This window comes from Streptomyces sp. NPDC052101 (genome assembly GCF_040680235.1).
In the GTDB taxonomy this organism is placed as follows: domain Bacteria; phylum Actinomycetota; class Actinomycetes; order Streptomycetales; family Streptomycetaceae; genus Streptomyces.
Window position 1 is genome coordinate 148368 of record NZ_JBFAWH010000009.1, and the last position, 25839, is coordinate 174206.

Sequence of the window (25839 nt, forward strand, 5' to 3'; positions counted from 1 at the left end):
GCGAGAAGCTTCCAGCTTGCGAATGATTCAGGTTACCGGCGCAGGCTCCCCCACGGCCAAATCGGCCCCCTGCTCACGGCCCCTGACGAGGCTTGTTGACAACGGTTTCCATGTTTGTTGAAAATGACTGTCATGAACGTACGACGACGCCTCATACCCGCCGCCGCGATCACCGCGGCCACCGCCCTCGGGATCGGCACGCTCTCCGCCTGCTCCAGCGACCGCGCGGCGGCGGCCGACGGCAGGTTCCACGTCGTCGCGTCCTTCTATCCCATGGCCTTCCTCGCCGAGCGGATCGGCGGGGACCACGTCCACGTCACCAGTCTGACCACCCCCGGCCAGGAGCCGCACGACCTGGAGATCAGCCCCAAGCAGATCGGTCTGCTCCAGGACTCCGACGCGGTCCTCTACCTGAAGAACCTCCAGCCCTCCGTCGACAACGCGGTGGCCCAGTCGCCGGTCGGCACGAAGATCGACGCGGCCGCCCTGACCACGCTGGAGCAGCACGGCAACGAGGTCGGCGGCCACGCGGCCGCACACGACTCCCACCCGAACGAGGAGTCGGCGGGCAAGGACCCGCACATCTGGCTCGACCCGGTGCGCTACGCCCAGGTCGCCGAGGGGGTCGGCAAGGCCTTCGAGAAGGCCGACCCGGGGCACGCGGCCGACTACAGGAAGAACACCGCGGCCCTGGTCAAGCAGCTGAACGACCTGAACACCCGGTTCAAGGACGGCCTGGCGGCCACGAGGACCAAGGTCTTCATCACCACCCACGCCGCCTTCGGCTACCTCGCCGAGCGCTACGGCCTCACCGAGGAGGCCATCAGCGGCCTCGACCCCGAGTCGGAGCCCAGCGCCGCGCGCGTGAAGGACCTGGAGGACATGGCCAAGGCCGACGGTGTCTCCACCGTCTTCTACGAGACGCTCGTCAGCGACAAGACCGCGAAGACCGTCGCGAACGACGCGGGCCTGAAGACCGATGTCCTCGACCCGATCGAGGGGATCACGGCCAAGTCCCGCGGCAAGGACTACTTCTCCGTCCAGGAGGCCAACCTCAAGGCACTCCAGCAGGCGCTCGGCGCCAAGTGAGGGGAACAGACATGACCAGCGAGCCCGTCATAGCCCTGCGCGGGGTCACCGCCGAACTCGGCGCGCGTCCCGTGCTGCGCGGCATCGACCTCACCGTCGGCCGTGGCCAGGTCGTGGCCCTGCTCGGCGCCAACGGCTCCGGCAAGTCCACGGCGATCCGCACGATCATCGGCCAGGTCCCGGTAAGCGGCGGCACGATCGAGCTGTTCGGCACCCCGCGCCGCGCCTTCCGCGACTGGGCGCGCGTGGGGTACGTACCGCAGCGGACGACGGCCGCGGGCGGCGTACCCGCGACGGTGACCGAGATCGTCTCGTCCGGCCGGTTGTCCCGCACCCGCTTCGGCGTCTTCCGCCGGGCCGACCGGGCGGCCGTGCACCGGGCCCTGGAGCTGGTCGGCATGGCCGACCGGGCCAGGGACTCGGTGGACGCCCTGTCCGGCGGCCAGCACCAGCGCGTCCTGATCGCCCGCGCCCTCGTCGCCGAACCCGAACTGCTGATCATGGACGAGCCGATGGCGGGCGTCGACCTGGCCAGCCAGGAGATCCTCGCGCGGACGCTGCGCGAACAGGTCGAGCAGGGCACGACGGTCCTGCTCGTCCTGCACGAACTGGGGCCTCTGGAGCCCCTGATCGACCGGGCGGTCGTCCTGCGCGACGGCTGCGTGCTGCACGACGGCCCGCCCCCGCGCGCCGTCGGCCAGCATGCCCTGCCCGGCCACGACCACGTACACCCGCACGCACCCGCGGGCGCCGAACCGATCCGCACGGGACTGCTGAGCTGATGGACTTCCTGAACTACGCCTTCATGCAGCGGGCGCTGCTCGCCGCCGTCCTGGTCGGCATCACGGCGCCCGCCGTCGGCATCTACCTGGTCCAGCGCCGCCAGGCCCTGATGGGCGACGGCATCGGACACGTGGCGATGACCGGTGTCGGTCTGGGCTTCCTGCTGTCGACGTCCCCCGTGTGGATGGCGACCGCGGTCTCCGTGCTCGGCGCGGTCCTGATGGAGCTGATCCGCTGGTACGGCAGGACCCGCGGCGACATCGCCCTCGCCATGCTCTTCTACGGCGGTATGGCCGGCGGCGTGATGTTCATCAACCTGGCGCCGACCGGCTCCAACGCGAACCTGACGACGTACCTGTTCGGGTCATTGTCGACGGTGTCGCCGTCGGACGTCCTGTCCATCTGCCTGCTGGCCGCGTTCGTGGTGCTGGTCACCCTGGGCCTGCGCCGCCAGCTGTTCGCGGTCAGCCAGGACGAGGAGTTCGCTCGGGTCACCGGCCTGCCGGTGCGTGCGCTGAACCTGCTGACGGCCGTGACGGCGGCGGTGACCGTGACCGTCGCCATGCGCGTGGTCGGTCTGCTGCTGGTGTCCGCGCTGATGGTGGTGCCGGTGGCGGCCGCGCAGCAGCTCAGCCGCAGTTTCACGGCGACCTTCGTGATCGCCGTCGCGATCGGGGTGGCCGTGACCGTCAGCGGCACGATCACCTCCTACTACCAGGACGTTCCGCCCGGCGCGACGATCGTCCTGCTGACCATCGCCGCGTTCGTCGCGCTGACGGCGCTGGCCACACCGCTGGCCCGCCGACGCGCCCGCGCGGCGGCCGCCGCGCACCCGGCCGGGGACCCGGCGGAGTGCACGATTCCGGCCGCGAGAGGGGCCGAGAACAAGATCGGCGTCTGACTGCTGACAGCCCGGGCTGGCACAATGGCCGCCCGGGCAGAAGCGAGACGTGAGGAGACAACGGTGACGACCGCTGGACCGCCCGTGAAGGGCCGCGCGACCCGCCAGCGTGCAGCCGTGGCGGCGGCCCTGAACGAGGTCGAGGAGTTCCGCAGCGCGCAGGAACTGCACGACATGCTCAAGCACAAGGGCGACTCGGTCGGGCTGACGACGGTGTACCGCACCCTCCAGTCCCTCGCCGACGCCGGTGAGGTCGACGTCCTGCGCACCTCGGACGGCGAGTCCGTCTACCGCCGCTGTTCCACCGGCGAACACCACCACCACCTGGTCTGCCGCACCTGCGGCAAGGCGGTGGAGGTGGAGGGCCCGGCGGTGGAGAAATGGGCCGAGGCGATCGCGGCGGAGCACGGTTACGTCAATGTGGCGCACACCGTGGAGATCTTCGGCACGTGCGCGGACTGCGCCGCCGGCTGAGCGCCGTAGGGGTGCGGATCGCTGCCGGGCGCGGGTGCGTTGTGGTTGCTCGCGCAGTTCCCCGCGCCCCTGGGAAGTCGTAGCTCAGCCTCGTCCGAAGCAGCGCTCCAGCTCATTGAGGTCGTAGAAGGTGCTGCCCTCTTCGATCGGGCGGCAGCCCGCCTTGAAGGGTGTCTCCTTCTCGTTGTAGAGCATGCGGACGACATAGCGGCCGTCCCTCTCGTGCACGTCCCACTGGATGTTGGCGCCCAGGGGAGCCACGGCCGCGCCGCGCCAGGGGTTGCCGGTGTAGGTGTACGGCTCGCCCGGTGTCGCCGGATCCGTGCTGCCCGGCAGGCCCATCAGCGCGGCCAGCGGGATGATCTCCTCGGCGTGGGTGAAGCGCAGTTCGGCGCCGAGGTCGCTGGTGCCGGCGCGCTTGGCCTCGACCTGGCGGAAGAAGTCGTCCAGCAGGACGTCCGCCATCCTGTACGTGATGTCGCTGTCGGAGAAGCCGGGGCCCTTCTCGTAGAAGTCCTCCGCGTCCCCGAGGTAGCCGAACCAGGCCGCGTCCGAGCGGGATATGAAGCGGTCCATGTCCCAGCCCTTGCCGTCCGGGTCGGGGCTCTCCTCGCTCATCGCGGGGGCGATCGCGTACAGGTCGTAGACGGCCTGCGCGGCGCCGACCTGGTCGCTGTCGCTGATCTGGTCGACGAAGGGTTCCTCGAACAGCCGGCGCAGCACGCTGTACGCGGCCTCGTGCGTCGTCGGCTGGTCCTCGATCGAGTTCAGGGTGTCCTTGAGGCGCTGGTCGTGTGCGATGTAGTCGCGGTACGCCGCGCCGCCCGCCGCCTTGTGGAAGTACAGCAGGTCCTTGTCGGTGCGGGTCGCCCCGATCAGCGGCTTCAGCGCGGGGTCGGCGGCGGCCAGCGCGCCGGTGAACTCGCCCGCGCTGTCCACAGCCCGCCCCTGCCCGGAGCTGACCACGTCGATCTTCTCGCCCTGGTCGGCGATCCGCGCGAACAGGGTGGGCAGGCGCTGCTCCATGCGCGTGGCGGTGTCCCGCATCTCCTGCCGGCCGCGCCCGCTGAGGTTCCCGTAGCCGACCTTGTCCATGGCGGCCGCCAGGGCACGGACCGTCGGCCCGAACTCCTCGCCCTTTCCGGTGAGTCGGCCCTGCGCCTGGGCCTTGTCCCACAGGGCGAGGACCAGGTCGGCGTCCTCGCTGCCGGTCGCCGCACGCGAGCCGTGCCGGGAGACGTTCTCGGTGAACACGGGCTCGAAGCCGGCCGGGGGCCGCTGGTAGGCGCCGGCGCTCTGCTCGGGCCGGTAGGGGGCCTTGGTGCCGTAGCTCGCGCGGTGCGCCGGGTCGTCGGCGGCGTGCGCGGGCAGGGCGGTGAGCAGCAGGGCGCCGAGGGCGAGGACGGGCATGAGACGTCTCATGAGTCCCACATCCTCGGCGGCCCAGGTGAACCGCCGGTGGCTACGAGGTGGCGTCGCCCTTCATGGCGGCCTCCATGGCGAGCAGCTCCTCGTTGGGGACGGCGCCGCCGAACCGCCGGTCGCGGGAGGCGAATTCGAGGCAGGCCCGCCACAGGTCACGGCGGTCGAAGTCGGGCCACAGCACGTCCTGGAAGACCATCTCGGCGTACGCGCTCTGCCAGAGCAGGTAGTTGGAGGTGCGCTGCTCGCCGCTGGGGCGCAGGAAGAGGTCCACGTCCGGCATGTCGGGGTAGTACAGGTACTTCTGGATGGTCTTCTCGCTGACCTTGGCCGGGTCCAGGCGGCCCGCCCGCACGTCCTCGGCCAACGCCTTGGCCGCGTCGGCGAGTTCGGCCCGGCCGCCGTAGTTCATGCAGAAGTACAGGGTGAGCAGGTCGTTGCCCTTGGTCTGCTCCTGGGCGACCTGCAGTTCCTTGGCGACCGACTTCCACAGCTTGGGCATCCGGCCCACCCAGCGCACCCGGATGCCGAGCGCGTCGAGCTGGTCGCGGGTCTTGCGGATGAAGTCGCGGTTGAAGTTCATCAGGAAGCGGACCTCGTCGGGCGAGCGCTTCCAGTTCTCGGTGGAGAAGGCGTAGAGGGAGATGTTGCGGACGCCGATCTCGATCGAGCCCTGCAGCACGTCCAGCACGCGCTCGGCGCCGACCTTGTGGCCCTCGGTGCGCGGCAGCCCGCGCTCCTTGGCCCAGCGGCCGTTGCCGTCCATGACGATGGCCACGTGGTTCGGCACCAGCTCGCCGGGGAGCTTCGGCGCGCGGGCACCGGACGGATGCGGCTCCGGCGCCTTGTACTCGCGCCGCTGGCGCCCCAGGATCCCGCGTACGACCATGTGCTTCTCGTCTCCCTCTACGTCTTTTCCACATACCGGAGCGAACGCAGCCCGCGCTCCAGATGCCAGTGCAGGTAGGCGGACACCAGCCCGCTGCCCTCGCGGACGTAGCGCGCCTCGCACGCGTCCGCCGTCTCCCAGTCTCCCGTAAGCAGCGCCCCGAGCAGTACCAGGGTCTGCGGCGAGGGTACGACGCTGCCGGGCGCCCGGCAGTCGACGCAGACGGAGCCGCCCGAGGCGACCGAGAAGAAGCGGTTCGGGCCGGGCATGCCGCATCTGGCGCAGGCGTCGAAACTGGGCGCGTAGCCGTTGACGGCGAGGGAGCGCAGCAGGAAGGCGTCGAGGACGAGGTGCGGCGCGTGCTCCCCGCGCGCCAGCGTCCGCAGGGCGCCGACCAGCAGCAGATACTGCTGGACGGCCGGCTCGCCCTCGTGGTCCGTGAACCGCTCGGCGGTCTCCAGCATCGCCGTCCCGGCGGTGTAGCGCGCGTAGTCGGTCACGATTCCGCCGCCGTAGGGCGCGATGGTCTCGCTCTGTGTGCACAGCGGCAGCCCGCGCCCGACCAGCTCGCTGCCCCGCGCGAAGAACTGCACGTCGACATGGGAGAAGGGCTCCAGCCGGGCCCCGAACTTCGACTTGGTGCGCCGCACCCCGCGCGCCACGGCCCGTACCCGGCCGTGACCGCGCGTGAGCAACGTGATGATCCGGTCCGCCTCACCCAGCTTCTGGGTGCGCAGCACGATGCCGTCGTCGCGGAACAGACTCATGGCACCCATTCTCGCCCATGCGGGGGAACGGTCAGAGCGCTTCTCCGCGACTGCGCGCGTTGGCGTGCGCGGTCGCCGCCTTGAGCCGTTCGGCGGCGGTCGCGCTGCGCAGCGCACCGGGTTCGGCGTCCCACTCCCGGCCGCCGCCGTACGGTCTCAGCTGCGCATAGGGCCCCTCGTACCCCATGACGATGCCGAGCCTGCCGGTACGGGTGTCCACCACATGGCTGCCGACGGCAGGCCGCAATTCCCTCAACTTTTCCTCCGCCTCTTCGGCACACAGCGCGCCGCGCTGGTCATGCGCGGCGCCTTCACCTGCTCCCCCTCCTTTCCCAGTTTCACGCTTTGCACATCCGGGGTGACGCTCCGCCTCTACACTCTGCGACTTTCCACGATCACACGGGCCTCCGGCATGCCGGGGCATGGGATTCCGCATGACGGAAAGATCAAACCGCTTTACGGAATCCATGGATCGACAATATGTTGCAGGGATGGCAGCGAACGGCTTCACGCCCTGGCCCGAGGACACCGCTCTCGCCTACCGCCGCGCCGGCTACTGGCAGGGCCGTCCCCTGCCCGAGCTGCTGCACGACTGGGCGGCCGCGCACGGCCCGCGCACCGCGCTCGTGCACGGCGCGACCCGGCTGACGTACTTCCAGCTGGACCGGCGGGTGAACCGGATGGCCGCGGGGCTGCGGCTGCGCGGCATCGAGCCCGGCAAGCGGGTCGTGGTGCAGCTGCCGAACACCCCCGAGTTCGTCGTCGCGCTGTTCGCTCTGATGCGCGCCGGGGCGGTCCCGGTGCTCGCCCCGACCGCGCACCGGGAACCGGAGATCGCCCATCTGGTCGCCGAGACCGAGGCCGTCGGCTATATCGGCCCGGCGGTGTACCGCGGCCACGACCACACCGCGACGGCCGCCCGGATCGCCGCCGGGTCGACGTCGCTGCGGCGGATCTTCACCCTCGCCGCGCCCGGCGAGCAGGCGGGCGGCTTCTCGGTGCTGCCGGGAGGCTGTCTGGCCTTCCCGCTGCACACCCTGGACGAGGCGCCCGTACCGGACCGCCGCCTGGACGCCTCCGACGTGGCGTTCTTCCAGCTGTCGGGCGGTACGACGGCGCCGCCGAGGCTCATCGGCCGCACCCATGACGACTACGCCTACCAGCTGCGCGCCGCCGCCGAGCCGCTCGGTCTCGGCCCCGAGGACGTCTGCCTGGCGGCGCTGCCCGCGGAGTCCGCCCTCGCCCTCGGCGGCCCTGGCATCCTCGGCACGCTGGCCGTGGGCGGCACCGTCGTGCTCCTCGACGACCCGGCGCCGGATGCCGCCTTCGACGCGATCGCACGGGAACGGGTGACCGTCACCTCGGTGCTGCCCGACCTCGCCGCCCGCTGGCTGGACGCCCTCGACGGGGCCGCGGCCGGCCTGGGCTCGCTGCGGGTGATGCAGATCGGCGGCGCCCGCCTCGACCCCGGCCTCGCCGCACGGGTCGGGCCCGGCTTCGGCTGCCGGATCCAGCAGGTGTTCGGCAGGGCCGAGGGGCCGCTCACCGCCACCCGTCCCGACGACCCGCTGGACGTGGTGCTCACGACACAGGGACGGCCCGTCTCCCCGGCCGACGAGATCCGCATCGACGCGCCCGCGGGCGAGACCGGCGAACTCCTCGCCCGCGGCCCGTACACCCTGCGCGGCTACTACCGGTCCCCCGAGCACAACGCCCGCGCCTTCACCGCCGACGGCTACCACCGCACCGGCACCCTGGCCCGGCTGACCGCGGACGGCAACCTGGTCGTCGAGGGCCGGGTGGCGGACCGGAACGACCGGACCTGACCCGCCGCACTCGCCGACCCCCGATCGGCCCAACTCACGCCCGCATCCGGGCATTTCAGGTCGTCATGGGTACGACCTCTGGCGGCTAGCCCATTCGTGTGCGCTGTCTTGACCACCCCCACAGCCCCTCTTATGGTCGCGCTACCGACCGGACGTAGGACGTAGGACGTCGTATCTCCCACCCCCTCCCCCCACCGACTTGCTGGAGGACCCGTGCGCGACGACGTGACCCCCGACGCACCGGCCCCGCGCCGCCGGTCGTTCCTGAAGTACACCGGTGCGCTGGGCGCGGCCGCCGCGCTGCCGTCCGCACTGGCCGGCTGCTCGGCCGGACCTCAGTCCACGAACGACACCGGAAGCGGCGGCAGCGGCAGGAACCGGACACTGACCGCCGTGATCGGGTACGGCAACGACGGCAGCTGGGATCCGACGCAGACGGCGTCGGCGTTCTCGATGGCCGCCAACAACCATGTCTACGAGGGGCTGCTGGACACCGACCCGATCACCCGGGTGCCGTACCCGGCGCTCGGCACCGAGGTGCCCGCGGACCCGAACGCCACCACCTGGCGGTTCACGCTGCGCTCTGGCGCGACCTTCCACGACGGCAAGCCGGTCACCGCCGACGACGTCGTGTTCGTCTTCGACCGGATCCTCGACCCGGGCACCCCGACGCTCGCCAAGGGCTTCTTCGTGAGCTGGCTGGACAGTGTGGAGAAAGCCGACGCGCGGACCGTCGAGCTGAGACTCAAGTTCCCCTTCCCCGAAGGGCTTTCCCGGCTCACCCTCGCCAAGATCATGCCGAGGCACGTCTTCGCGAAGCCCGGCGCCTGGGACGACGCCATCAAGGGGCTGGCCGTGGGCTCGGGGCCGTACCGGCAGACCGCGCACCACCCGAAGTCCAACACCGCCTTCGAGGCGTTCGCCGCCTACAACGGCCCCCGCAGGCCCGCCTTCAGGCGGATGAACTGGCTGACCATCGTGGACGCCGCTCCCCGTGTCGCGAGGATCTCCGGCTCCGGCGCCGGGGCGCAGATCGCGGACAACATCCCGTACGCCAATATCGCCAGGCTGGAGCAGGGCGGCCTGACGGTCGCGGGCGGCGCCGGGATGAACAACCTGTTCCTGATGTTCAACACGAAGCACAAGCCCTTCGACGATGTGCGCGTACGGCAGGCGCTGCACTACGCCATCGACACCGAGAAGATGGTGCGGGTCGCCCTCAAGGGGCACGGGAAGCCGGCCTCCTCGTTCCTCAACGAGGGCAACCCGGCCCACCGGCGGGCCAAGACCGTCTACGACTACGATCCGCGGCGGGCGAAGGTGCTGCTGAAGGCGGCGGGCGTCACCGGTCTCAAGGTCGACATCCTTGCCGTGAACGTCAGTTGGATCGTGGACTGCCTGCCGACCATCAAGGCCTCCTGGGACGCGGTCGGCGTGGAGACGACCCTGGCGCCGCAGGAGACCACGGCCGTCTTCACCAAGATGGACCAGAAGCAGGACTACCAGGTCGTCGCCGCGGCCTCGAACCCCAACCAGTTCGGGCTGGACGCCGACCTGATCATGCACTACAACTACGGCCCGCAGAACCTGTGGATGGGGTACACCCGGTGGGCCGGCGACCCCGTGGCCCGGCAGCTCTTCGAGGACATGGACCGGGCGACCCGGGAGCCGGACCCGGCGAAGAAGAAGGCCATGATCCAGGACTACGTCGACGTCGTCGCCGAGCAGGCCGTGCTGTACCCGGTGGTGCACAACGAGCTGATGACCGCCTGGGACCCGCGCAAGCTCACCGGGATAAGGGCGCAGCCGTACCCGGGGATCAACCTGCTCCAGGCCAAGTGGGTCTGACGGCATGACGGCCGTCGTACGGATCCTGCTCCGCCGTGTCGCCCTGCTGGTGCCGCTGCTGCTCGGGATCGTGCTGTTCGTGTTCCTGGTGATGCGCTTCTCGGCCGTCGACCCGGCGTCCGCGTTCTTCCAGGGCGCGAACCCCACCCCGCGGCAGCTGCACGACTTCCGGGAGCGCAGCGGACTGCTCGACCCGCTGCCGGTGCGCTACGTCCACTTCGTCGGCGCCCTCCTCCACGGCGACCTCGGCACCAGCGCCCTCACCCGCGCCCCGGTCGTCGACCAGGTCACCACCGCGCTGCCGCTCACCCTCCAGCTGGCCTTCCTCGGCCTCGCCGTCGCGGTGGTGCTGGCGCTGGCCGGCGGGGTCACGGCGGCCGTGTACCGGGACCGGATCCCGGACCAGGTCATCCGGGTCGTCTCGCTGATCGGGGTGGCCGCGCCCGGGTTCTGGCTGGCGCTGCTGATGATCCAGTACCTCGCGGTGGACCGGGGCTGGTTCCCGACCGGCGGCTACATCAACCCGGCCGACTCGGTCACCGGCTGGCTGCGGACCATGGCGCTGCCGGCCTTCGCCCTCTCCCTGCCGGTCGCCGCCCAGCTCACCCGGATCGTACGGACCTCGGTGGTGGAGGAGCTGGACAAGGACTACGTGCGCACGGCGGTCGGGAGCGGGCTGCCGCCCCTCGTCGTCGTCGGACGGAACGTCCTCAGGAACGCCCTGGTCAATCCGCTGACCGTGCTCGGGCTGCGGGTCGGCTATCTGCTCGGCGGTGCCGTCGTCATCGAGACCATCTTCTCGCTGCCCGGCATGGGCAAGCTGATGATCGACGCCGTGCAGAACGGGGATCCGGCGGTGGTGCAGGGGGTGGTGCTGACGACCGCCACCGGGTTCGTCGTCGTCAACCTCGTCATCGACATCCTGTATCTGCTGGTCAACCCGCGTCTGAGGGCGGCCTGATGAGCACGCGCGCGCGTCTCTCCGAGCGGCTTTCCCGGCCCGGTGGTGTCCGGCTGCCGCCGCTGTCGAAGGCCGCCGTCTGCTTCCTGGTCGTGGTGGTGCTGGTCGCCTTACTCGCACCGGTGCTCGCCCCGGACGATCCGCTCGACCAGCAGGACCCGGCCGGCGGCAGCGGGCATCCGTCGGCCGCGCACTGGCTCGGGCAGGACAGCCTCGGCCGGGACGTCCTGAGCCGGCTGATGTACGGCGCCCGGTGGTCGCTCGCGATCGGGCTGGGCGCCACCGGGCTCGCCCTGGTCACGGGTGCCGTCATGGGAGCGGTGGCCGCCACCTCCCGCAAGACGGTCGACGAGACGCTGATGCGCTGCCTGGACGTGGTCATGGCGTTCCCAGGGATCGCGCTCGCGGCCGTGCTGGTCGCCGTGTTCGGCGGCGGGATCGGGGTGCTGATCTGCGCGATCGCCTTCCTGTTCACGCCGCCGGTGGCGCGGGTCGTACGGGCGAACGTCCTCGACCAGTACGGCGAGGACTACGTCACGGCGGAACGGGTGATCGGCGCCCGCACCCCGCACATCGTGCTGCGGCACGTGGCCGTCAACTGCGCCGCCCCGGTGCTGGTGTTCTGCACGGTGCAGGTCGCCGAGGCGATCGTGTTCGAGGCGTCGCTGTCCTTCATCGGCGCCGGTGTGCGCCCGCCGGATCCGTCCTGGGGCAGTGTCATCGCCGACGGCAAGAACATGGTGCTGACCGGCGGCTGGTGGGCGACCGTCTTCCCCGGGCTGCTGATCCTGCTGACCGTGCTGTCGCTGAACGTCCTCTCCGAGGGCGTGTCCGACGCATGGGCGGCACCTGCGCCGAGGGAAGTGGAGACACCCGAGGACCGGCTGGAGGCGCCGGAACCCGGCAGCGGCGAGGTGCTCCCCCTGCCCGGACTGGCCGAGGCCGCGCGGCGGCTGCGGGCCCGGGCCCGGCCGCTGCCCGACCGCGCCGGGCAGCCGGTGCTCGCCGTGGAGAACCTCACCATCGGTTTCCCGGACCGGCACCGGGGCGTGGACATCGTCGCCGGGGTCGGCTTCGAGGTGCACCCCGGTGAAGTGCTCGGCCTGGTGGGCGAGTCGGGGTGCGGGAAGTCGCTGACCGCGCTCACCGTCATGGGGCTCCAGCCGAGGGGCGCGCGCATCGGCGGCCAGGTCCGGTTCCGGCAGCGGGATCTGCTCGCCGAGCCGATGCGGACCCGGCGGAAGCTGCTCGGGCACGAGATGGCGATGGTCTACCAGGACGCCCTGTCCTCGCTGAACCCGGCGATGACCATCCGTGCCCAGCTGAAGCAGCTCGTCCGGCGCGGTGGCCGCCGTACGCCGCGTGAGCTGCTGTCGCTGGTCGGGCTCGACCCGGAGCGCACCCTGCGCAGCTATCCGCACGAGCTGTCCGGCGGCCAGCGGCAGCGGGTGCTCATCGCCATGGCCCTCTCCCGCGAGCCACGGCTGTTGATCGCCGACGAGCCGACGACCGCCCTGGACGTCACCGTGCAGGCCCAGGTGATGGAGCTGCTGCTGCGGCTGCGTGCGGAGCTGGGCTTCGCGCTGATCCTGGTCTCGCACGATCTGGCGCTGGTCGCCGACATCACCGACCGGGTGGTGGTGATGTACGGCGGACAGATCGTGGAGAGCGGGGTGACCGCCGACCTGGTGGCGGCACCGGCCCACCACTACACGCGCGGCCTGCTCGGCAGCGTGCTGTCGCTGGAGTCGGCCGACGAACGGATGACGCAGATCAAGGGGGTCGTACCGGCCCCGGCCGACTTCCCCGCGGGCTGCCGCTTCGCCGACCGCTGCCCGCTGGCGACCCGGGTGTGCCACGACAGCGCGCCCGTCACCACCGGTACGGCCACTCACACGGCGGCCTGTCACCATCCCGCGGAGTCCGTGCGGAGCGAGGAGGCGCTGCAGTGACCGCTGTCGTCGAGGTGCGGGACGCGCATGTGGTGCACAGGGCCCGCAGCGGCGGGCTGCTGAGGCGCGACCGGGTGTACGCCCTGACCGGCGCCGACCTCACCGTGGCCGGCGGGGAGACGGTGGGCGTGGTCGGCGAGTCGGGGTGCGGGAAGTCCACGCTGGCGCGGGTGCTGGTGGGCATCCAGCGGCCGGCCTCGGGGACGGTGGCGTTCCGGGGCCGTGACCTGTGGGCGATGCCGCCCGCCGAACGCCGGACCGTGCTCGGCGCGGGCGTCGGGATGGTCTTCCAGGACCCGTCGACCGCGCTGAACCGGCGGCTCACGGTACGCCGGATCCTGCGCGACCCGCTGGACGTCCATGCCCGCGGCACCGGACCCCAACGGGACGAGCGAGTAAGGGAGTTGATGTCACTGGTCGGCCTGCCCCGGGCGCTGGCCGACGCGCTGCCCGGACAGCTCTCCGGCGGCCAGCGGCAGCGCGTCGCCATCGCCCGCGCGCTCGCCCTGGACCCGGCGCTGGTCGTCGCCGACGAGCCGACCAGCGCCCTGGACGTGTCGGTCCGCGCGCAGATCCTCAACCTGCTGCTGGACCTCAGGGAACGGCTCGGTCTGGCCCTGGTGTTCGTCTCGCACGACATCCAGACGGTACGGCGGATGAGCGACCGGGTGATCACCATGTATCTGGGCCGGATCGTGGAGGAGGCCCCGGCCGGCCGGGTCACCGACGCCGCCCGGCACCCGTACACCCGTGCCCTGTTCTCCGCCACGCCCGGCCTGCTGGACCCCCTCGACCCGATCCCGCTGACCGGGCCGGTGCCGTCGGCGACCCGGCCGCCGAGCGGCTGCCCGTTCCGCACCCGCTGCTGGAAGGCGGATCACCTGTGTGCCGAGGCGATGCCGGACTTCTCGGCCGCGTCACGGCCCGGACACCGCTACCGCTGCCACCATCCTGTGGAGGAGGACCAGTCGACTCGCGACCTAGCACGCCAGGAGCCCTGATGTCGTTCCCCGCCCCGCTGACCGGTGTCGTCCCGCCCGTCTGCACGCCCCTGACGCCGGAGCGCGAGGTGGACGTGGCCTCGCTGCTCAGGCTGGTCGACCATCTGGTGGAGGGCGGGGTGCACGGGCTGTTCCTGCTCGGGTCCACGTCCGAGGCGGCGTTCCTGACCGACCGGCAGCGCAGGCAGGTGGTGGAGGCGGTGACCGCGCATGTCGCCGGGCAGCTGCCGGTCCTCGCCGGCGCCATCGACATGACCACCCCGCGCGTCCTCGACCACGTCGCGGCGGTGACGGCGGCCGGAGCGGAGGCGGTGGTCGTCACGGCCCCCTTCTACGCCCGCACCCACCGCTCCGAGATCGTCCACCACTACCGCCGGATCGCGGCCGCGTCCGCGGTGCCGGTCATCGCCTACGACATCCCCGTCGCCGTGCACACCAAGCTGCCCGCCGATGTGGTGCTGGGGCTGGCCGCCGACCGGGTGCTGGCCGGGCTCAAGGACTCCAGCGGGGACCTGGGTGCCTTCCGTGAGGTCGTCACCGGCGCCCGTGCGCACCCCAGGTTCAGCGTGCTGACCGGCTCCGAGCTGGTCGTGGACTCCGCGCTGACGCTGGGCGCCGACGGGGCCGTGCCCGGGCTGGCCAACGTCGACCCGCACGGGTACGTCCGGCTGTACCGGATGTGCCGGGCCGGCGACTGGGAGGGCGCGCGGGCCGAGCAGGAGCGGCTGTGCGCCCTGTTCGGGATGGTCACGGTCGGCGATCCGGCGCGGATGGGCGGCAGTTCGTCGGCGCTGGGCGCGTTCAAGGCCGCGCTGCATCTGCGCGGCGTCATCGACTGCCCGGTGACGGCCGAGCCACAGGTGCCGCTGTCCGGCGAGGAGGTCGAGCGGGTCTGCAAGCACCTGGCGACGGCGGGGCTGCTCTAGGCACTGTGGCGGCGCGGACCTGCGGACCTACGGCAGGGGCAGGCGGCGGAACTCCAGGGTGTCGGGGCTGTGGGCGCCCGTCTCGTAGAGGACGCCCACCGTGCCGGGGGCGAGCTGGACGAGGTCGGAGTAGGCGGCCGGCCGGTTCGAGAGGGTGCGCAGCCTGGTGAAGGTGCGGCCGAAGTCCTCGCTGGACCAGATCGCCATGGCGCGGCGGGCGGTGGGCACGGAAGGGGCCGAGAACAGCAACGGGGCGGCTGGGCCCGCGAGTTGGAGGAGGCTGCCCTGGACCACGGGGACGTCGTCCAGGGTGGGCTGGACGGCGTAGGGGCGGTTGAGGGTGGTGCCGCCGTCGGCGGAGTAGGCGCCCAGGCGGTTGCCGGGCGCGCTGCCGTTCTGGTCGCGGGCGCTGAAATACACGCGGCCGTCCGGGAGTTGGGCGGCGCTCGTCTCGTTGACGTTGGTCACGCCGTCGTAGCGGGCCGCCACGAACCCGAGGTGCCAGGTGCAGCCGCCGTCGTCGCTGTAGAGGGCGTGACCGCCGTAGTACCTCGCCTCCCGGCCGGTGTCGGAGGAGCCGGCGGGCGGGGCGGCGGAGTGGTTGGCCGGGACGAGCAGGCGGCCGGCGTGCGGGCCCCGGGTGAGCGCCAGCGCATGGCCGGGGCCGGTGGCGTACCAGCGCCAGCCGGGCCGCACCACCCGCGCGGTGATGTCCACCGGGCGGGTGAAGTGGCGGCCGTCGTCCCGGCTGCGCTGCACGAACACCCTGCGGCCCCGCTCCGCCGGAACCTCCCCGCGCATGATCTCCGCCTCCGTCACCGAGCCGCTGTTGCCGCAGGTCACGAGGATGACGGCACCGGTGCGCGGGTCCACGACCGGCGCCGGGTTGCCCCGGGTGTCGCCGTGCCCGGCGGCCACCACCGTCAGCGGGCCCCAGGTGCAGCCGCCGTCGGTGGAGCGCCGCAGGACCACATCGATGTCACCGGTGTCGCCCGCGCCGTCCCGCCGGCCCTCGGCGAAGGCCAGCACGGTGCCGTGCCCGGTCGTCACGACCGCGGGGATGCGGTAGCTGGCGTAGCCGCCCCGACCGGAGACGTACGGCAGGGAGGAGGCGCAGCCGGTGGTGGCGTGGGCCCGGGTCGCGTGGGTGGTGTCCGCCGGAGTGGGGTTCGCCTGGACGGGGACCCGGGCGGTGAGCGAGGTGAGGAGCGCGAGAGCGGTGAGCAGGGTGCGGCTGAGCGGGCTCATCCGCTCATGGTGTCCGCAACCACCGGCCGAACCCCGTATCCCACGCCCGTGCGGACGGCTGGGCGGTGCGCGCACCTAGTTCGGCCGCCCCCTTGGGCGCCCCCGTCACGGGGGTGCCGGTCAGCGGGCTTCCGCGGGGACGGTGAGCCGTCCGTCGCGGACCTCGGCGATCCGGTCGGCCGCGGTCAGATGGGTGCGGTCGTGCGTGACCAGGACGGTGGCGGTGGCCCGCTCGTGGGTCAGACGGGTGATCAGGTCGACGACGGCCGCGCCGCGTTCGTGGTCGAGGGCGCTGGTGGGTTCGTCGACCAGCAGGACGGTGGGGTCGTTCATCAGGGCCCGGGCGATGCCGACCCGCTGGCGCTGTCCGCCGGAGAGCTGGTGGGGGCGCCGTCGGGCCTGGGCGGCCAGGCCCACCGCGTCCAGCAGGTCCATGGCGCGGCTGCGGGCCGCGGCCCGTGGGCGGCCGTCGATCCGGGCCATGACCTGCAGCTGCTCGGCCGCGGTGAGGGAGGGCAGCAGATGGGGCTGCTGGAAGACGATGCCGATCCGGTGGCGGCGCAGCTCGGTCAGCTCCCCGCGGCTCAGGCCGGTCGTGGTGACGCCGTCGACGGTGACGGTGCCGGCGTCGGGGGTCACCAGGGTCGCGGCGACGGCGAGGAGGCTGGACTTGCCGGAGCCCGAGGGGCCGACCACGGCCGTCAGCGTGCCCTTGGGCACGTCCAGGGTGACCTGGTCGAGAGCGGTCAGCCGGTCGTCACCGTCGGGGTAGGTGAGGGTGATGCCGGACAGGTGCAGGCTCATCGGGCGCTCCCCAGGGCGGTCAGCGGGTCCACGGAGGTGATGCGGCGCACGGACAGGGCGGCCCCGAGCGCGCCGAGCAGGATCATCACGGCGGCGGGGACGAGGACGGTGGCGGGGGTGAGCAGGAACGGCACCGCGCCCCTGACGACGAGGGCGCCGAGCGCGGCGGCGGTGCCGGTGCCGAGGAGGGTGCCGGCGACGAGGAGGACGGCGGCCTGGCCGAGGGCGTCCCCGATCAGGTGCGCGGTGGAGGCGCCGAGCGCCTTGAGGACGGCGATGTCACCGCCGCGCTGGATGGTCCAGACGGTGAAGAAGGCGCCGACGACGAGGGCGGAGATCGCGAACAGGAAGCCTCGCATCAGCTGCAGGGAGCCGTTCTCGGAGGTGTAGGAGCCGATCGCGGACAGGGAGTCGTCCCTGGTGACCGTGCGGGTGCCGATGGCCCGGTCGGCGGCGGTGACATCGGCGCCCCCGGTGGTGTCCAGGGCGATCACGGTCGCGGTCGGACCGGCACCGTTCGGCGGTGCCACCCGCTGCCAGGCGGTGAGACTGGTCCAGATCACCGGGGTGTGGCTGAAGGAGGCGTCGCCCCGGACGGCCGCCACCGACATCGTCCGGCCGGCCAGGGTGAAGGTGCCGCCCGGTGCGAGGCCCAGGTCGGCGGCGGCCGTGGCGGAGAGCACCGCCGCGTTCCCGCGGATCCGGCCGGCGTCCGGGGCCAGGTGCGAGCCGGGCCGGACGCCGAAGGCGGAGACACCGGTGCTCCGGTCGCCCGCGGTGGCTCTGGTGGTGGTGATGCCGAGGGGTTCGGCCCGGGTGACCTTGGGCACCTCGGACCACCGCTGCCACTGCGCGGCGGTGACCGTGGAGTCGGCGTACGACAGGCGCTGCCCCCGGCCCGGGGCCTCGAAGGCGATCCTGTCGGCGGGCAGGCCGGTGATCGCGGAGATGTTCTGCCGGCCGAGGCCGGCGGTCAGTCCGGACAGCAGCCCCACCAGCAGGGTGATCAGTGTGATGACGGCCCCCATCAGGGCGAACCGGCCCTTGGCGAACCTCAGGTCTCTCCAGGCGACGAACACGGCTTCGGCTGCTCTCCGGGGTGGTGAGGGTGGTGTGCCTCCACCGTCGCCGTCCGCGCCCCGCTCGGGCATCTGGCGGCGGAGGGCACTTCGCGGACCGAAAGGCGGCGCACGGATTGCAACTTTCGGCAGAGGCCGCACCGCGGGCGGCTTCCTTAGGCTGGAGGGACTGTGAACACCGCCGCCCCCGCCCTCACCCCGACCACCAGGGCCCTGTCCTGGTGCCTGCACCTGCTGGTCGTCGCCCTCCTCGCGCTCGCCGCCGGCCGGGCCGTGACCGACGGCCGGCCGCATGCCGCGGCGACCGTCGCCGTGGCCGCGGTGTGCGGGCTGGCGTACGCGGCGGGTCCGCTGCTGCCCCGGATCCGCGGCGACCGACGGGCCGCCGCCTGGTGGCTGGCCGGGGTCGGCGCGGTGTGGCTGGTGCTGCTGGCGCTGTCCCCCGACGGCGTGTGGGTCGCCTTCCCGCTGTACTTCCTCCAGCTCCATCTGCTGCCGCGCCGCACCGGCCTGGCCGCCGTGGCGGCGACCGCGCTCGCCGCGGTCACCGCGTTCGCCGCGCATCAGGGCTCCTTCAGCGCGGCCATGGCGATCGGCCCGGCGCTCGGGGCCGCCGTCGCGGTCGCGGTGGTGTGGGGATACCAGGCGCTGTACCGGGAGAGCGAGCGGCGCAGCCGCCTGATCGAGGAACTCACCGCCACCCGCGCGGACCTGGCCGAGGCCCAGCACACGGCCGGGGTGCTGGCCGAACGCGAACGGCTCGCCCGCGAGATCCACGACACGCTCGCCCAGGGCCTGTCCAGCATCCAGCTGCTGCTGCGCGCGGCGGAACGGAACCTGCCGGGCACGCCGGAGAACGCCGTACGCTACGTCGGCCAGGCCCGTCAGGCGGCGGTCGACAACCTCGCCGAGGCCCGTCGCTTCGTCGCCGCCCTCGCCCCGCCCGCGCTGGAGGGCACGACCCTGGCGGACGCGCTGGAGCGGCTGTGCGCCACCACCAGCGCCCGGCACCGGCTCACCGCCCGCTTCCGGCTCAGCGGTGACCCGGTCCTGCTGCCGACCGCGCACGAGGTCGCCCTGCTGCGCATCGCCCAGTCCGCCCTGGCCAACACCGTCCGGCATGCGCGGGCCGGCGCCGTGGACGTCACGCTGGACCGCCTCGGCGACCAGGTCACCCTCACCGTCGTGGACGACGGGGTCGGGTTCGACCCCGGCCGGCTGCCCGTGCCCGACCCCGAGACGGGCGGCTTCGGCCTGGCCGCGATGCGCGCCCGCATCCACGCCCTGGGCGGCACCCTGACCCTCGACTCGGCCCCCGCCCGAGGCACCGCCCTGACCGCCCGGCTCCCCCTCACCCCACCCACCGGCACCGAACCCACCGACTCCGAACCCACCGACTCACCCACCGACTCCGAGGCCCGAGCATGACCGAGCAGCCCGTCCGTCTTCTCCTCGCCGACGACCATCCCGTGGTGCGGGCCGGGCTGCGGGCCGTCCTGGAGACCGAACCGGGTCTCGTCGTCGTGGCCGAGGCCGCCACCGCCGAGGACGCGGTCGCCCGTGCCGCCGAGGGCGGCATCGACGTCGTCCTGATGGACCTGCAGTTCGGCAGGGGGATGGGCGGCGCCGAGGCCACCGCCGCGATCACGGCGCGGCCGGGCGCCCCCCGGGTCGTGATCGTCACCACCTACGACTCCGACGCCGACACCCTCCCGGCCATCGAGGCCGGCGCCACCGGCTATCTCCTCAAGGACGCCCCTCCGGAGGAGCTGGCCGCCGCGGTGCGTACGGCCGCCACCGGGCGCACCGCGCTGGCGCCCGCGGTCGCGGACCGGCTGATGAACCGGCTGCGCGCGCCCGGCACTTCACTGACCCGGCGCGAGACCGAGGTCCTCGCCCTGGTCGCCGAGGGACTGTCCAATCAGGCCGTCGGCGACCGGCTCCACCTCACCGAGGGCACGGTCAAGTCCCATCTGGCCCGGGTCTACGCCAAGCTCGGCGTCGACTCGCGTACCGCGGCCGTGGCCGCCGCGACCGGTCTCGGTCTCATCCGCCGCTGAGCGCTCCGCTGGAATGGCCGCGATATGCCGTGTCCGTCTGCGGCGCCGTCGTGGCTGGTCGCGCCCACGCGGCGGTAGCCGCATATCAGACACGGCCCCGCGCCCCCGTCGATCAGGAAGGCGTCCGCGCGGCGGCCAGCAGGCGGGTCACGTCGTCGGCGCAGATGGTCAGGGCGGCGCCGACGGTGGTGAGGGCGTCGCGTTCGGCGGGGGTGTAGGGGCCGTCAGCGAGGGCGATGCGGGCGGCCTGGAGGAGGAGGGACTCGCGGCCGGCCGGGGCGAGGTGCGGGGCGAGCGGGTCCAGGGCCTCGTGCAGCTCTATGGTCAGGCTCGTGCCGCACTCCGCGCCGAGGACCCGGCCGGTGTCGGCGGCGAGGGCCTCGACGAGGGCGGCCAGCTGTTCCTCGGTGCAGCCGTCGAAGCCGGCCGCGCGCACGGCGCCGGCGGCCGTCTCCAGGGCCGTACGGGAGGAGGTGCCGCCCGCGGCGAGCACGGCGAGGGCGACGGTGTGCACGGCGTCGCGGAGCATCGCCGAGAAGCGGCGGGTGGTGGGGTGGTCGAGCACCTCGGTGCCGTAGTGGTGGCGGCAGGCGGCGCACTCCACGACGGGACCGGCGCTGCCGCGTGGCAGCAGGGGCACCCCGAGCAGGGTGAGGCGGCGGCGCCCGGTGAGCCGCTGGTAGTTGCGGTCGCCTCCGCAGCCGGGGCAGTAGAACTCGCCGTCTCCGACGGGAGTCCACGCGGTGCGGATGCGCAGGATGTGCACAGGCCTGGCGGCACGGCCGTCTCGTCCCCGTACTGGCAGCACGTCGCACCTCCGTAACGACGCCGCAACATCGCGGCGCTGGCGTGATGTTAGCCACATCAGCGAGCCTGAGTCAGTACCCCGTAGGAGACCTTTCCGTGACCTGACCGGCACCTTGGCCGATAACGAACGGCGCCCCGACCGCCGTACACAGCGGTCGGGGCGCCGAAAGGCCCGGTCAGAGGCGTCAGCGGGCCGCGCGGTTCACCGCGGAGACGACCGCCTTCAGCGACGCACGCGTCGTGTTCGCGTCGATGCCGATTCCCCACAGGACCTTGCCGTCGATCGCGCATTCGATGTAGGAGGCGGCCTGCGCGGAGGCGCCCTCGCTCATCGTGTGCTCCTGGTAGTCCAGCAGGCGTACGTCGATGCCGATGGACTGCAGGGCGTCGAAGAAGGCCGAGATCGGACCGTTGCCGGAGCCGGTCAGGACGGTGTCCTCGCCGTCGACGGTGGCCTCGACGGTCAGGGCGTCCACGCCGTCGGTGTCGGTCGTCGACTGACCCGTCCTGACCTGGATACGGCCCCAGGGGTTGTCCGGGTTCGGCAGGTACTCGTCCTGGAAGACGGCCCAGATGTCGGCGCCGGTGATCTCGCCGCCCTCGGCGTCCGTCTTCGCCTGGATGATCTTCGAGAACTCGATCTGCATCCGGCGCGGCAGGTCCAGCTTGTGGTCGTTCTTCAGGACGTACGCGATACCGCCCTTGCCGGACTGCGAGTTGACCCGGATGACGGCCTCGTAGGAGCGGCCGACGTCCTTCGGGTCGATCGGCAGGTACGGCACCGCCCACTCGATGTCGTCGACCGTGACGCCCCTGGCCCTGGCGTCGGCCTCCATGGCGTCGAAGCCCTTCTTGATGGCGTCCTGGTGGGAGCCGGAGAAGGACGTGTAGACCAGGTCGCCCACGTACGGGTGGCGCGGGTGGACCTCCATCTGGTTGCAGTACTCCCACACGCGACGGATCTCGTCGATGTCGGAGAAGTCGATCTGCGGGTCGACGCCCTGGGAGAAGAGGTTCATGCCCAGGGTGACCAGGTCGACGTTGCCGGTGCGCTCGCCCTGGCCGAACAGGCAGCCCTCGACGCGGTCGGCGCCGGCCATCAGGGCCAGCTCGGCGGCCGCCACGGCCGTACCGCGGTCGTTGTGCGGGTGGACGGAGATGCAGACGTGCTCGCGGCGGGAGATGTTGCGGCTCATCCACTCGAAGCGGTCGGCGTGCGTGGACGGGGTCGAACGCTCCACCGTGGCGGGCAGGTTGAGGATGATCTCGCGGCCCGGGCCGGGCTGCCAGACGTCCATGACCGCCTCGCAGACCTCCAGCGCGAAGTCCAGCTCGGTGTCGGTGAAGATCTCGGGGCTGTACTGGTAGCCGAATTCCGTCTCGGGGCCCAGCAGCTTCTCGGCGTACTCCATCACCAGGCGGGTGCCGTCGACGGCGATCTGCTTGATGTCGTCCTTGGAGCCGCGGAAGACCACGCGCCGGAAGACGGGGGCCGTGGCGTTGTACAGGTGCACGGTGGCGCGCCTGGCACCCTTCAGGGACTCCACGGTCCGCTCGATCAGGTCCTCGCGGGCCTGGGTGAGCACGGAGATCGTGACGTCGTCCGGGATCGCGCCCTCTTCCTCGATGATCGAGCGCACGAAGTCGAAGTCGGTCTGGCCGGAGGCGGGGAAGCCGACCTCGATCTCCTTGTAGCCCATCTTGACCAGCTGGTCGAACATCCGGCGTTTGCGCTCGGGGGACATGGGGTCGATCAGGGCCTGGTTGCCGTCGCGCAGGTCGGTGGAGAGCCAGCGGGGGGCCACGGTGATGCGCTGCTCCGGCCAGGTGCGGTCCGGGATGTCCACCTGGTCGTAACGGCCGTACTTGTGGATCGGCATGCTGCTGGGCTGCTGGCGGTTGGCCATGGTGCGTGGGCTCCTCAGGATGTCCGGATGTCCGAGTGGACGGCCGACGGCGCAACACCAAGCTCCGCGGGGAGGGAGTCGGCCTTGTCTACAGGCCCTCGCCGCGGCAGCTAAGGAGAAGCAGCCCGAAACGCATGATGCGTGGCAGCCTAGCCGAGCCGCCCCGGAGACGGGGACGCGGTCCAGTATGCGGGACCGTGGTCGCAAAACGGACAAAAAGTGCGCCGTACCACATCGTCACGGAGCGTCGCGTTCCCTGTCCCGGTATTTCACCAATCATGGTGGCACCTAGTGACATCCACATCACACAGTGCGATGGTTCGGGACATGACGACCAACGGGGGCTCTGAGCCCGTCTTCTGCACGATCGTGCCACCGCACCTCCTCGACAAGCTCGCGCAAGCCGAGGACCCCGCGCTCTCCGGTCCGGCCCGCCGGTCCCTGGAGCACGACGCCTACCAGCGCACCAAGCGCCGCCTGACCACGGTCATCGGTGCGCCGTCCGTCGCCGCGCCCGCGGGAGCCGCCGCCGACCAGCCGCACCGCACGATCTTCGACGCCCAGCACTCCCAGGACCTGCCCGGCAGGAAGGTGCGCTCGGAAGGCTCCGACCCGGGCAAGGACGCCACCGTCAACCGCGCCTACGCCGGCCTCGGCGCCACCTTCGAGCTGTATCTGAAGGCGTACGGCCGGCACTCCATCGACGGCAACGGGCTGCCGCTGAACGCCACCGTGCACTTCGGCGAGAACTACGACAACGCCTTCTGGAACGGCGAGCAGATGGTGTTCGGCGACGGCGACGGCCAGGTCTTCCTCGACTTCACCATCCCGGTCGACGTCATCGGCCACGAGCTGACCCACGGCGTCACCCAGCACACCGCGAACCTGGACTACTTCGGGCAGTCGGGCGCGCTCAACGAGTCGGTCTCGGATGTCTTCGGCTCCCTGATCAAGCAGTACACCCTCGGCCAGACCGCCGACCAGGCCGACTGGCTGATCGGCGCCGGGCTCCTCGCCCCGCACGTCCACGGCACCGCGCTGCGCTCGATGAAGGCCCCGGGCACGGCGTACGACGACCCGAACCTGGGCAAGGACCCGCAGCCGGCGACGATGGACCACTATGTGCACACCAGCCAGGACAACGGCGGCGTGCACATCAACTCCGGCATCCCCAACCACGCCTTCTACCTGGTCGCCACCGCCCTCGGCGGCAACGCCTGGGACAAGGCCGGGCAGATCTGGTACGACGTGCTCACCGGCGGGGAGCTGGCCTCCGACGCGGACTTCGCGGCCTTCGCCCGGCTCACGGCCGCCGCGGCCAAGTCCCGCTACGGCGAGGGCGAGGAGGTGAAGGCCGTCCTCGGCGCCTGGTCGCAGGTGAAGGTGCCCGCTTCCTGATTCCGCACCATCCGTACTAGACAGGGACCCATGCGTATCCAAGTACGGCGCACGGGCGGCTTCGCGGGGATCGAGCGCCGGGCCGAGGTGGACACCTCGGGCCGGCCCGACGCCCCCGCATGGCAGGCACTGGCCGAGCGCGTCCTCGCGTCCGGCCAGGGCTCCCCGCCCGCCGGCGTCCCGGACGGCTTCCAGTACGAGATCACCGTGGACGGCCGCACGGTCTACACGGCCGATCCCCGACTCACCGACGAGCAACGGGAGTTGATCTCCCGGGTGCTGAAGGAAGGGGCCTGACCGCCGGCTGCCGCCGATTGCCGTCGGGGCATTGACTTCCGTTACCGGCGGTAAGGATGATCCCGGCCATGGCGACTGACGCAGGCGATCCGACGCCCGATCCGATCCCCCGCTTCCCGGACGGCTTCCTGTGGGGTGTGTCGACCTCGGCCCATCAGATCGAAGGGGCGGCCGGGGAGCGCGAGCGCTCCGTGTGGGACGAGTTCACGGCCGAGCCGGGGCGGGTGAAGGACGGCTCGACCGCGGCGGTGGCCTGCGACCACTACCACCGCCACCGCGAGGACGTCGCCCTGCTCGCCGGCCTCGGCGTGGACGCCTACCGCTTCTCGGTCTCCTGGCCCCGCGTGAACTCCCCCAGCGGCCTGGACTTCTACGACCGCCTGGTGGACGACCTGTACGCGGCGGGTGTACGGCCCGTGCCCACCCTCTTCCACTGGGACCTGCCCGCCTCGCTGGACTGGCTCCAGCGGGACACGGCGGCCCGGTTCGCCGACTACGTCGCGGTGGTGGCCGAGCGGCTCGGCGACCGCGTGACCAAGTGGATCACCCTCAACGAGCCCGCCGAGCACACCCTCCTGGGCCACGCCATCGGTGCCCACGCCCCCGGCGGAGAACTCCTCTTCGACGCGCTCCCGGTCGCCCACCACCAGCTCCTCGCCCATGGACTCGCGGTACGGGCCCTGCGCGCGGCCGGGGCGAGCGACATCGGCATCGCCAACTCCCACGGCCCCACCTGGCCCGCCTCCGCCGACCCGGCGGACACGGAGGCCGCCGGCTTCTACGACCTCCTGCTCAACCGCCTGTTCGCCGAGCCGGTCCTCCTCGGCCGATACCCCGACGGAATGGGCGAGTTGATGCCAGGGGACGTGGCCGCCGACCTGAAGGTCATCGCCGAACCCGTCGACTGGTACGGCATCAACTACTACGCGCCGACGCTCGTGGGCGCCCCGCAGGGCACCGCCACCGAGTTCGGCGGTCTGACCATGCCCGCCGAACTGCCCTTCTCCGTCCGGGAGATCGAGGGCCGCCCGGTGACCGACTTCGGCTGGCCGATCGTCCCGGAGGGTCTGACCGAGCTGCTCCGGGGCTTCCGCGACACCTACGGCGACCGGCTCCCGCCGATCGTCATCACCGAGAACGGCTGCTCCTACGAGGGCCTCGACGACCAGGACCGCATCGCCTACCTCGACGCCCACATCCGCGCCCTGCACACCGCCCTGGAATCCGGCGTGGACGTGCGCGGCTACTTCGTGTGGTCCCTGCTGGACAACTTCGAGTGGGCCGAGGGCTACGCACGCCGCTTCGGCCTGGTGCACATGGACTACGCGACGCTCCAGCGCACCCCGAAGGCCTCCTACCACTGGTTCCGGGACCTGCTCCGGGCGCAGAGATGACGGCAC

24 protein-coding genes are annotated in these 25839 nt (G+C 72.1%); 15 read left to right on the forward strand and 9 right to left on the reverse strand.

The features are described from left to right. The first annotated feature begins 132 nt into the window (after positions 1–132). The 4 genes from AB0L75_RS18310 to AB0L75_RS18325 all read left to right on the forward strand — a co-directional run bounded on the left by AB0L75_RS18310 (position 133) and on the right by AB0L75_RS18325 (position 3247). Positions 133–1089: a metal ABC transporter substrate-binding protein gene (locus AB0L75_RS18310; RefSeq protein ID WP_365181944.1), complete on the forward strand. Its 957-nt coding sequence runs from the start codon at positions 133–135 to the stop codon at positions 1087–1089. A gap of 11 nt (positions 1090–1100) precedes the next feature. Further along, on the forward strand, positions 1101–1871 hold the full coding sequence (locus tag AB0L75_RS18315) for a metal ABC transporter ATP-binding protein (protein ID WP_365181946.1): 771 nt from the start codon (positions 1101–1103) through the stop codon (positions 1869–1871). After that, on the forward strand, positions 1871–2773 hold the full coding sequence (locus AB0L75_RS18320) for a metal ABC transporter permease (protein ID WP_365181948.1): 903 nt from the start codon (positions 1871–1873) through the stop codon (positions 2771–2773). The genes AB0L75_RS18315 and AB0L75_RS18320 overlap by 1 nt, the downstream gene beginning before the upstream one ends. A 63-nt stretch (positions 2774–2836) precedes the next feature. Beyond that, positions 2837–3247: a transcriptional repressor gene (locus AB0L75_RS18325; RefSeq protein WP_365181950.1), complete on the forward strand. Its 411-nt coding sequence runs from the start codon at positions 2837–2839 to the stop codon at positions 3245–3247. A gap of 84 nt (positions 3248–3331) precedes the next feature. Here AB0L75_RS18325 and AB0L75_RS18330 read toward each other — a convergent pair whose 3' ends face one another. From AB0L75_RS18330 to AB0L75_RS18345, 4 genes are read right to left on the reverse strand one after another with little or no spacing between them, the layout of a single operon-like run. Further along, entirely contained in the window at positions 3332–4669 is a 1338-nt protein-coding gene (locus tag AB0L75_RS18330) for a histidine-type phosphatase (protein ID WP_365181952.1), read from the reverse strand. Positions 4670–4709: 40 nt separating this feature from the next. Next, positions 4710–5558 (reverse strand): isoprenyl transferase, encoded by an 849-nt coding sequence (locus tag AB0L75_RS18335; protein ID WP_365181954.1) that lies wholly within the window; start codon positions 5556–5558, stop codon positions 4710–4712. 17 nt (positions 5559–5575) lie between these two features. Beyond that, positions 5576–6325: a DNA repair protein RecO gene (recO, locus tag AB0L75_RS18340; protein ID WP_365181956.1), complete on the reverse strand. Its 750-nt coding sequence runs from the start codon at positions 6323–6325 to the stop codon at positions 5576–5578. A gap of 31 nt (positions 6326–6356) precedes the next feature. Further along, positions 6357–6572: a hypothetical protein gene (locus AB0L75_RS18345; protein ID WP_365182132.1), complete on the reverse strand. Its 216-nt coding sequence runs from the start codon at positions 6570–6572 to the stop codon at positions 6357–6359. Positions 6573–6816: 244 nt separating this feature from the next. Here AB0L75_RS18345 and AB0L75_RS18350 point away from each other — a divergent pair, with 244 nt between their 5' ends. The 6 genes from AB0L75_RS18350 (at position 6817) to AB0L75_RS18375 (ending at position 14839) form a co-directional block, all read left to right on the forward strand. Further along, positions 6817–8151, forward strand: coding sequence for an AMP-binding protein (locus AB0L75_RS18350; protein WP_365181958.1), 1335 nt, complete (start codon positions 6817–6819; stop codon positions 8149–8151). Positions 8152–8364: 213 nt separating this feature from the next. After that, positions 8365–9999 (forward strand): ABC transporter substrate-binding protein, encoded by a 1635-nt coding sequence (locus tag AB0L75_RS18355; protein WP_365181960.1) that lies wholly within the window; start codon positions 8365–8367, stop codon positions 9997–9999. A gap of 4 nt (positions 10000–10003) precedes the next feature. Beyond that, positions 10004–10960, forward strand: a complete 957-nt coding sequence (locus AB0L75_RS18360; protein WP_365181962.1) for an ABC transporter permease — start codon at positions 10004–10006, stop codon at positions 10958–10960. After that, positions 10960–12912 (forward strand): dipeptide/oligopeptide/nickel ABC transporter permease/ATP-binding protein, encoded by a 1953-nt coding sequence (locus AB0L75_RS18365; RefSeq protein WP_365181964.1) that lies wholly within the window; start codon positions 10960–10962, stop codon positions 12910–12912. Before AB0L75_RS18360 ends, AB0L75_RS18365 begins: the two co-directional genes overlap by 1 nt. Continuing rightward, positions 12909–13913 carry an ABC transporter ATP-binding protein gene (locus tag AB0L75_RS18370; RefSeq protein ID WP_365181966.1) on the forward strand — a complete coding sequence of 335 codons (1005 nt, stop codon included), beginning with the start codon at positions 12909–12911 and terminating at the stop codon, positions 13911–13913. Before AB0L75_RS18365 ends, AB0L75_RS18370 begins: the two co-directional genes overlap by 4 nt. Next, entirely contained in the window at positions 13913–14839 is a 927-nt protein-coding gene (locus tag AB0L75_RS18375) for a dihydrodipicolinate synthase family protein (RefSeq protein ID WP_365181968.1), read from the forward strand. Before AB0L75_RS18370 ends, AB0L75_RS18375 begins: the two co-directional genes overlap by 1 nt. A gap of 27 nt (positions 14840–14866) precedes the next feature. On the opposite strand, the gene AB0L75_RS18380 is transcribed toward AB0L75_RS18375, so the two are convergent. The 3 genes from AB0L75_RS18380 to AB0L75_RS18390 form a co-directional block, all read right to left on the reverse strand. Beyond that, on the reverse strand, positions 14867–16087 hold the full coding sequence (locus AB0L75_RS18380) for a sialidase family protein (RefSeq protein WP_365181970.1): 1221 nt from the start codon (positions 16085–16087) through the stop codon (positions 14867–14869). A 120-nt stretch (positions 16088–16207) separates the two neighbouring features. After that, positions 16208–16891 (reverse strand): ABC transporter ATP-binding protein, encoded by a 684-nt coding sequence (locus AB0L75_RS18385; RefSeq protein WP_365181972.1) that lies wholly within the window; start codon positions 16889–16891, stop codon positions 16208–16210. Continuing rightward, positions 16888–17970, reverse strand: a complete 1083-nt coding sequence (locus AB0L75_RS18390) for an ABC transporter permease (RefSeq protein ID WP_365181974.1) — start codon at positions 17968–17970, stop codon at positions 16888–16890. The genes AB0L75_RS18385 and AB0L75_RS18390 overlap by 4 nt, the downstream gene beginning before the upstream one ends. 171 nt (positions 17971–18141) lie before the next feature. On the opposite strand from AB0L75_RS18390, the gene AB0L75_RS18395 reads away from it, so the two are divergent. After that, on the forward strand, positions 18142–19398 hold the full coding sequence (locus AB0L75_RS18395) for a sensor histidine kinase (protein ID WP_365181975.1): 1257 nt from the start codon (positions 18142–18144) through the stop codon (positions 19396–19398). Next, the gene (locus AB0L75_RS18400) at positions 19395–20030 is read left to right on the forward strand and encodes a response regulator transcription factor (RefSeq protein WP_365181977.1); all 636 of its coding nucleotides are present in this window, start codon (positions 19395–19397) and stop codon (positions 20028–20030) included. The genes AB0L75_RS18395 and AB0L75_RS18400 overlap by 4 nt, the downstream gene beginning before the upstream one ends. Positions 20031–20142: 112 nt before the next feature. Here AB0L75_RS18400 and AB0L75_RS18405 read toward each other — a convergent pair whose 3' ends face one another. Continuing rightward, complete coding sequence (locus AB0L75_RS18405; protein ID WP_365181979.1) at positions 20143–20838, reverse strand: TerB family tellurite resistance protein; 696 nt, start codon at positions 20836–20838, stop codon at positions 20143–20145. Between the two features lie 184 nt (positions 20839–21022). Further along, positions 21023–22744: a 2-isopropylmalate synthase gene (gene leuA, locus AB0L75_RS18410; protein WP_365181981.1), complete on the reverse strand. Its 1722-nt coding sequence runs from the start codon at positions 22742–22744 to the stop codon at positions 21023–21025. Between the two features lie 327 nt (positions 22745–23071). Here leuA and AB0L75_RS18415 point away from each other — a divergent pair, with 327 nt between their 5' ends. The 3 genes from AB0L75_RS18415 (at position 23072) to AB0L75_RS18425 (ending at position 25833) form a co-directional block, all read left to right on the forward strand. Continuing rightward, positions 23072–24142 carry a M4 family metallopeptidase gene (locus AB0L75_RS18415; RefSeq protein WP_365181983.1) on the forward strand — a complete coding sequence of 357 codons (1071 nt, stop codon included), beginning with the start codon at positions 23072–23074 and terminating at the stop codon, positions 24140–24142. A 30-nt stretch (positions 24143–24172) separates the two neighbouring features. Beyond that, positions 24173–24439, forward strand: coding sequence for a protealysin inhibitor emfourin (locus tag AB0L75_RS18420; RefSeq protein ID WP_365181985.1), 267 nt, complete (start codon positions 24173–24175; stop codon positions 24437–24439). Between the two features lie 68 nt (positions 24440–24507). Continuing rightward, positions 24508–25833 (forward strand): GH1 family beta-glucosidase, encoded by a 1326-nt coding sequence (locus AB0L75_RS18425; protein WP_365181987.1) that lies wholly within the window; start codon positions 24508–24510, stop codon positions 25831–25833. Positions 25834–25839 lie beyond the last annotated feature (6 nt).

Excerpts from the sequence above, each read along its gene's own strand:
- AB0L75_RS18310 (WP_365181944.1), top strand. The coding sequence starts at position 133 with ATGAACGTACGACGACGCCTCATACCCGCCGCCGCGATCACCGCGGCC.
- AB0L75_RS18315 (WP_365181946.1), top strand. The coding sequence starts at position 1,101 with ATGACCAGCGAGCCCGTCATAGCCCTGCGCGGGGTCACCGCCGAACTC.
- AB0L75_RS18320 (WP_365181948.1), top strand. The coding sequence starts at position 1,871 with ATGGACTTCCTGAACTACGCCTTCATGCAGCGGGCGCTGCTCGCCGCC.
- AB0L75_RS18330 (WP_365181952.1), bottom strand. The coding sequence starts at position 4,669 with ATGAGACGTCTCATGCCCGTCCTCGCCCTCGGCGCCCTGCTGCTCACC.
- AB0L75_RS18335 (WP_365181954.1), bottom strand. The coding sequence starts at position 5,558 with ATGGTCGTACGCGGGATCCTGGGGCGCCAGCGGCGCGAGTACAAGGCG.
- recO (WP_365181956.1), bottom strand. The coding sequence starts at position 6,325 with ATGAGTCTGTTCCGCGACGACGGCATCGTGCTGCGCACCCAGAAGCTG.
- AB0L75_RS18350 (WP_365181958.1), top strand. The coding sequence starts at position 6,817 with ATGGCAGCGAACGGCTTCACGCCCTGGCCCGAGGACACCGCTCTCGCC.
- AB0L75_RS18360 (WP_365181962.1), top strand. The coding sequence starts at position 10,004 with ATGACGGCCGTCGTACGGATCCTGCTCCGCCGTGTCGCCCTGCTGGTG.
- AB0L75_RS18365 (WP_365181964.1), top strand. The coding sequence starts at position 10,960 with ATGAGCACGCGCGCGCGTCTCTCCGAGCGGCTTTCCCGGCCCGGTGGT.
- AB0L75_RS18375 (WP_365181968.1), top strand. The coding sequence starts at position 13,913 with ATGTCGTTCCCCGCCCCGCTGACCGGTGTCGTCCCGCCCGTCTGCACG.
- AB0L75_RS18380 (WP_365181970.1), bottom strand. The coding sequence starts at position 16,087 with ATGAGCCCGCTCAGCCGCACCCTGCTCACCGCTCTCGCGCTCCTCACC.
- AB0L75_RS18385 (WP_365181972.1), bottom strand. The coding sequence starts at position 16,891 with ATGAGCCTGCACCTGTCCGGCATCACCCTCACCTACCCCGACGGTGAC.
- AB0L75_RS18400 (WP_365181977.1), top strand. The coding sequence starts at position 19,395 with ATGACCGAGCAGCCCGTCCGTCTTCTCCTCGCCGACGACCATCCCGTG.
- leuA (WP_365181981.1), bottom strand. The coding sequence starts at position 22,744 with ATGGCCAACCGCCAGCAGCCCAGCAGCATGCCGATCCACAAGTACGGC.
- AB0L75_RS18415 (WP_365181983.1), top strand. The coding sequence starts at position 23,072 with ATGACGACCAACGGGGGCTCTGAGCCCGTCTTCTGCACGATCGTGCCA.
- AB0L75_RS18420 (WP_365181985.1), top strand. The coding sequence starts at position 24,173 with ATGCGTATCCAAGTACGGCGCACGGGCGGCTTCGCGGGGATCGAGCGC.
- AB0L75_RS18425 (WP_365181987.1), top strand. The coding sequence starts at position 24,508 with ATGGCGACTGACGCAGGCGATCCGACGCCCGATCCGATCCCCCGCTTC.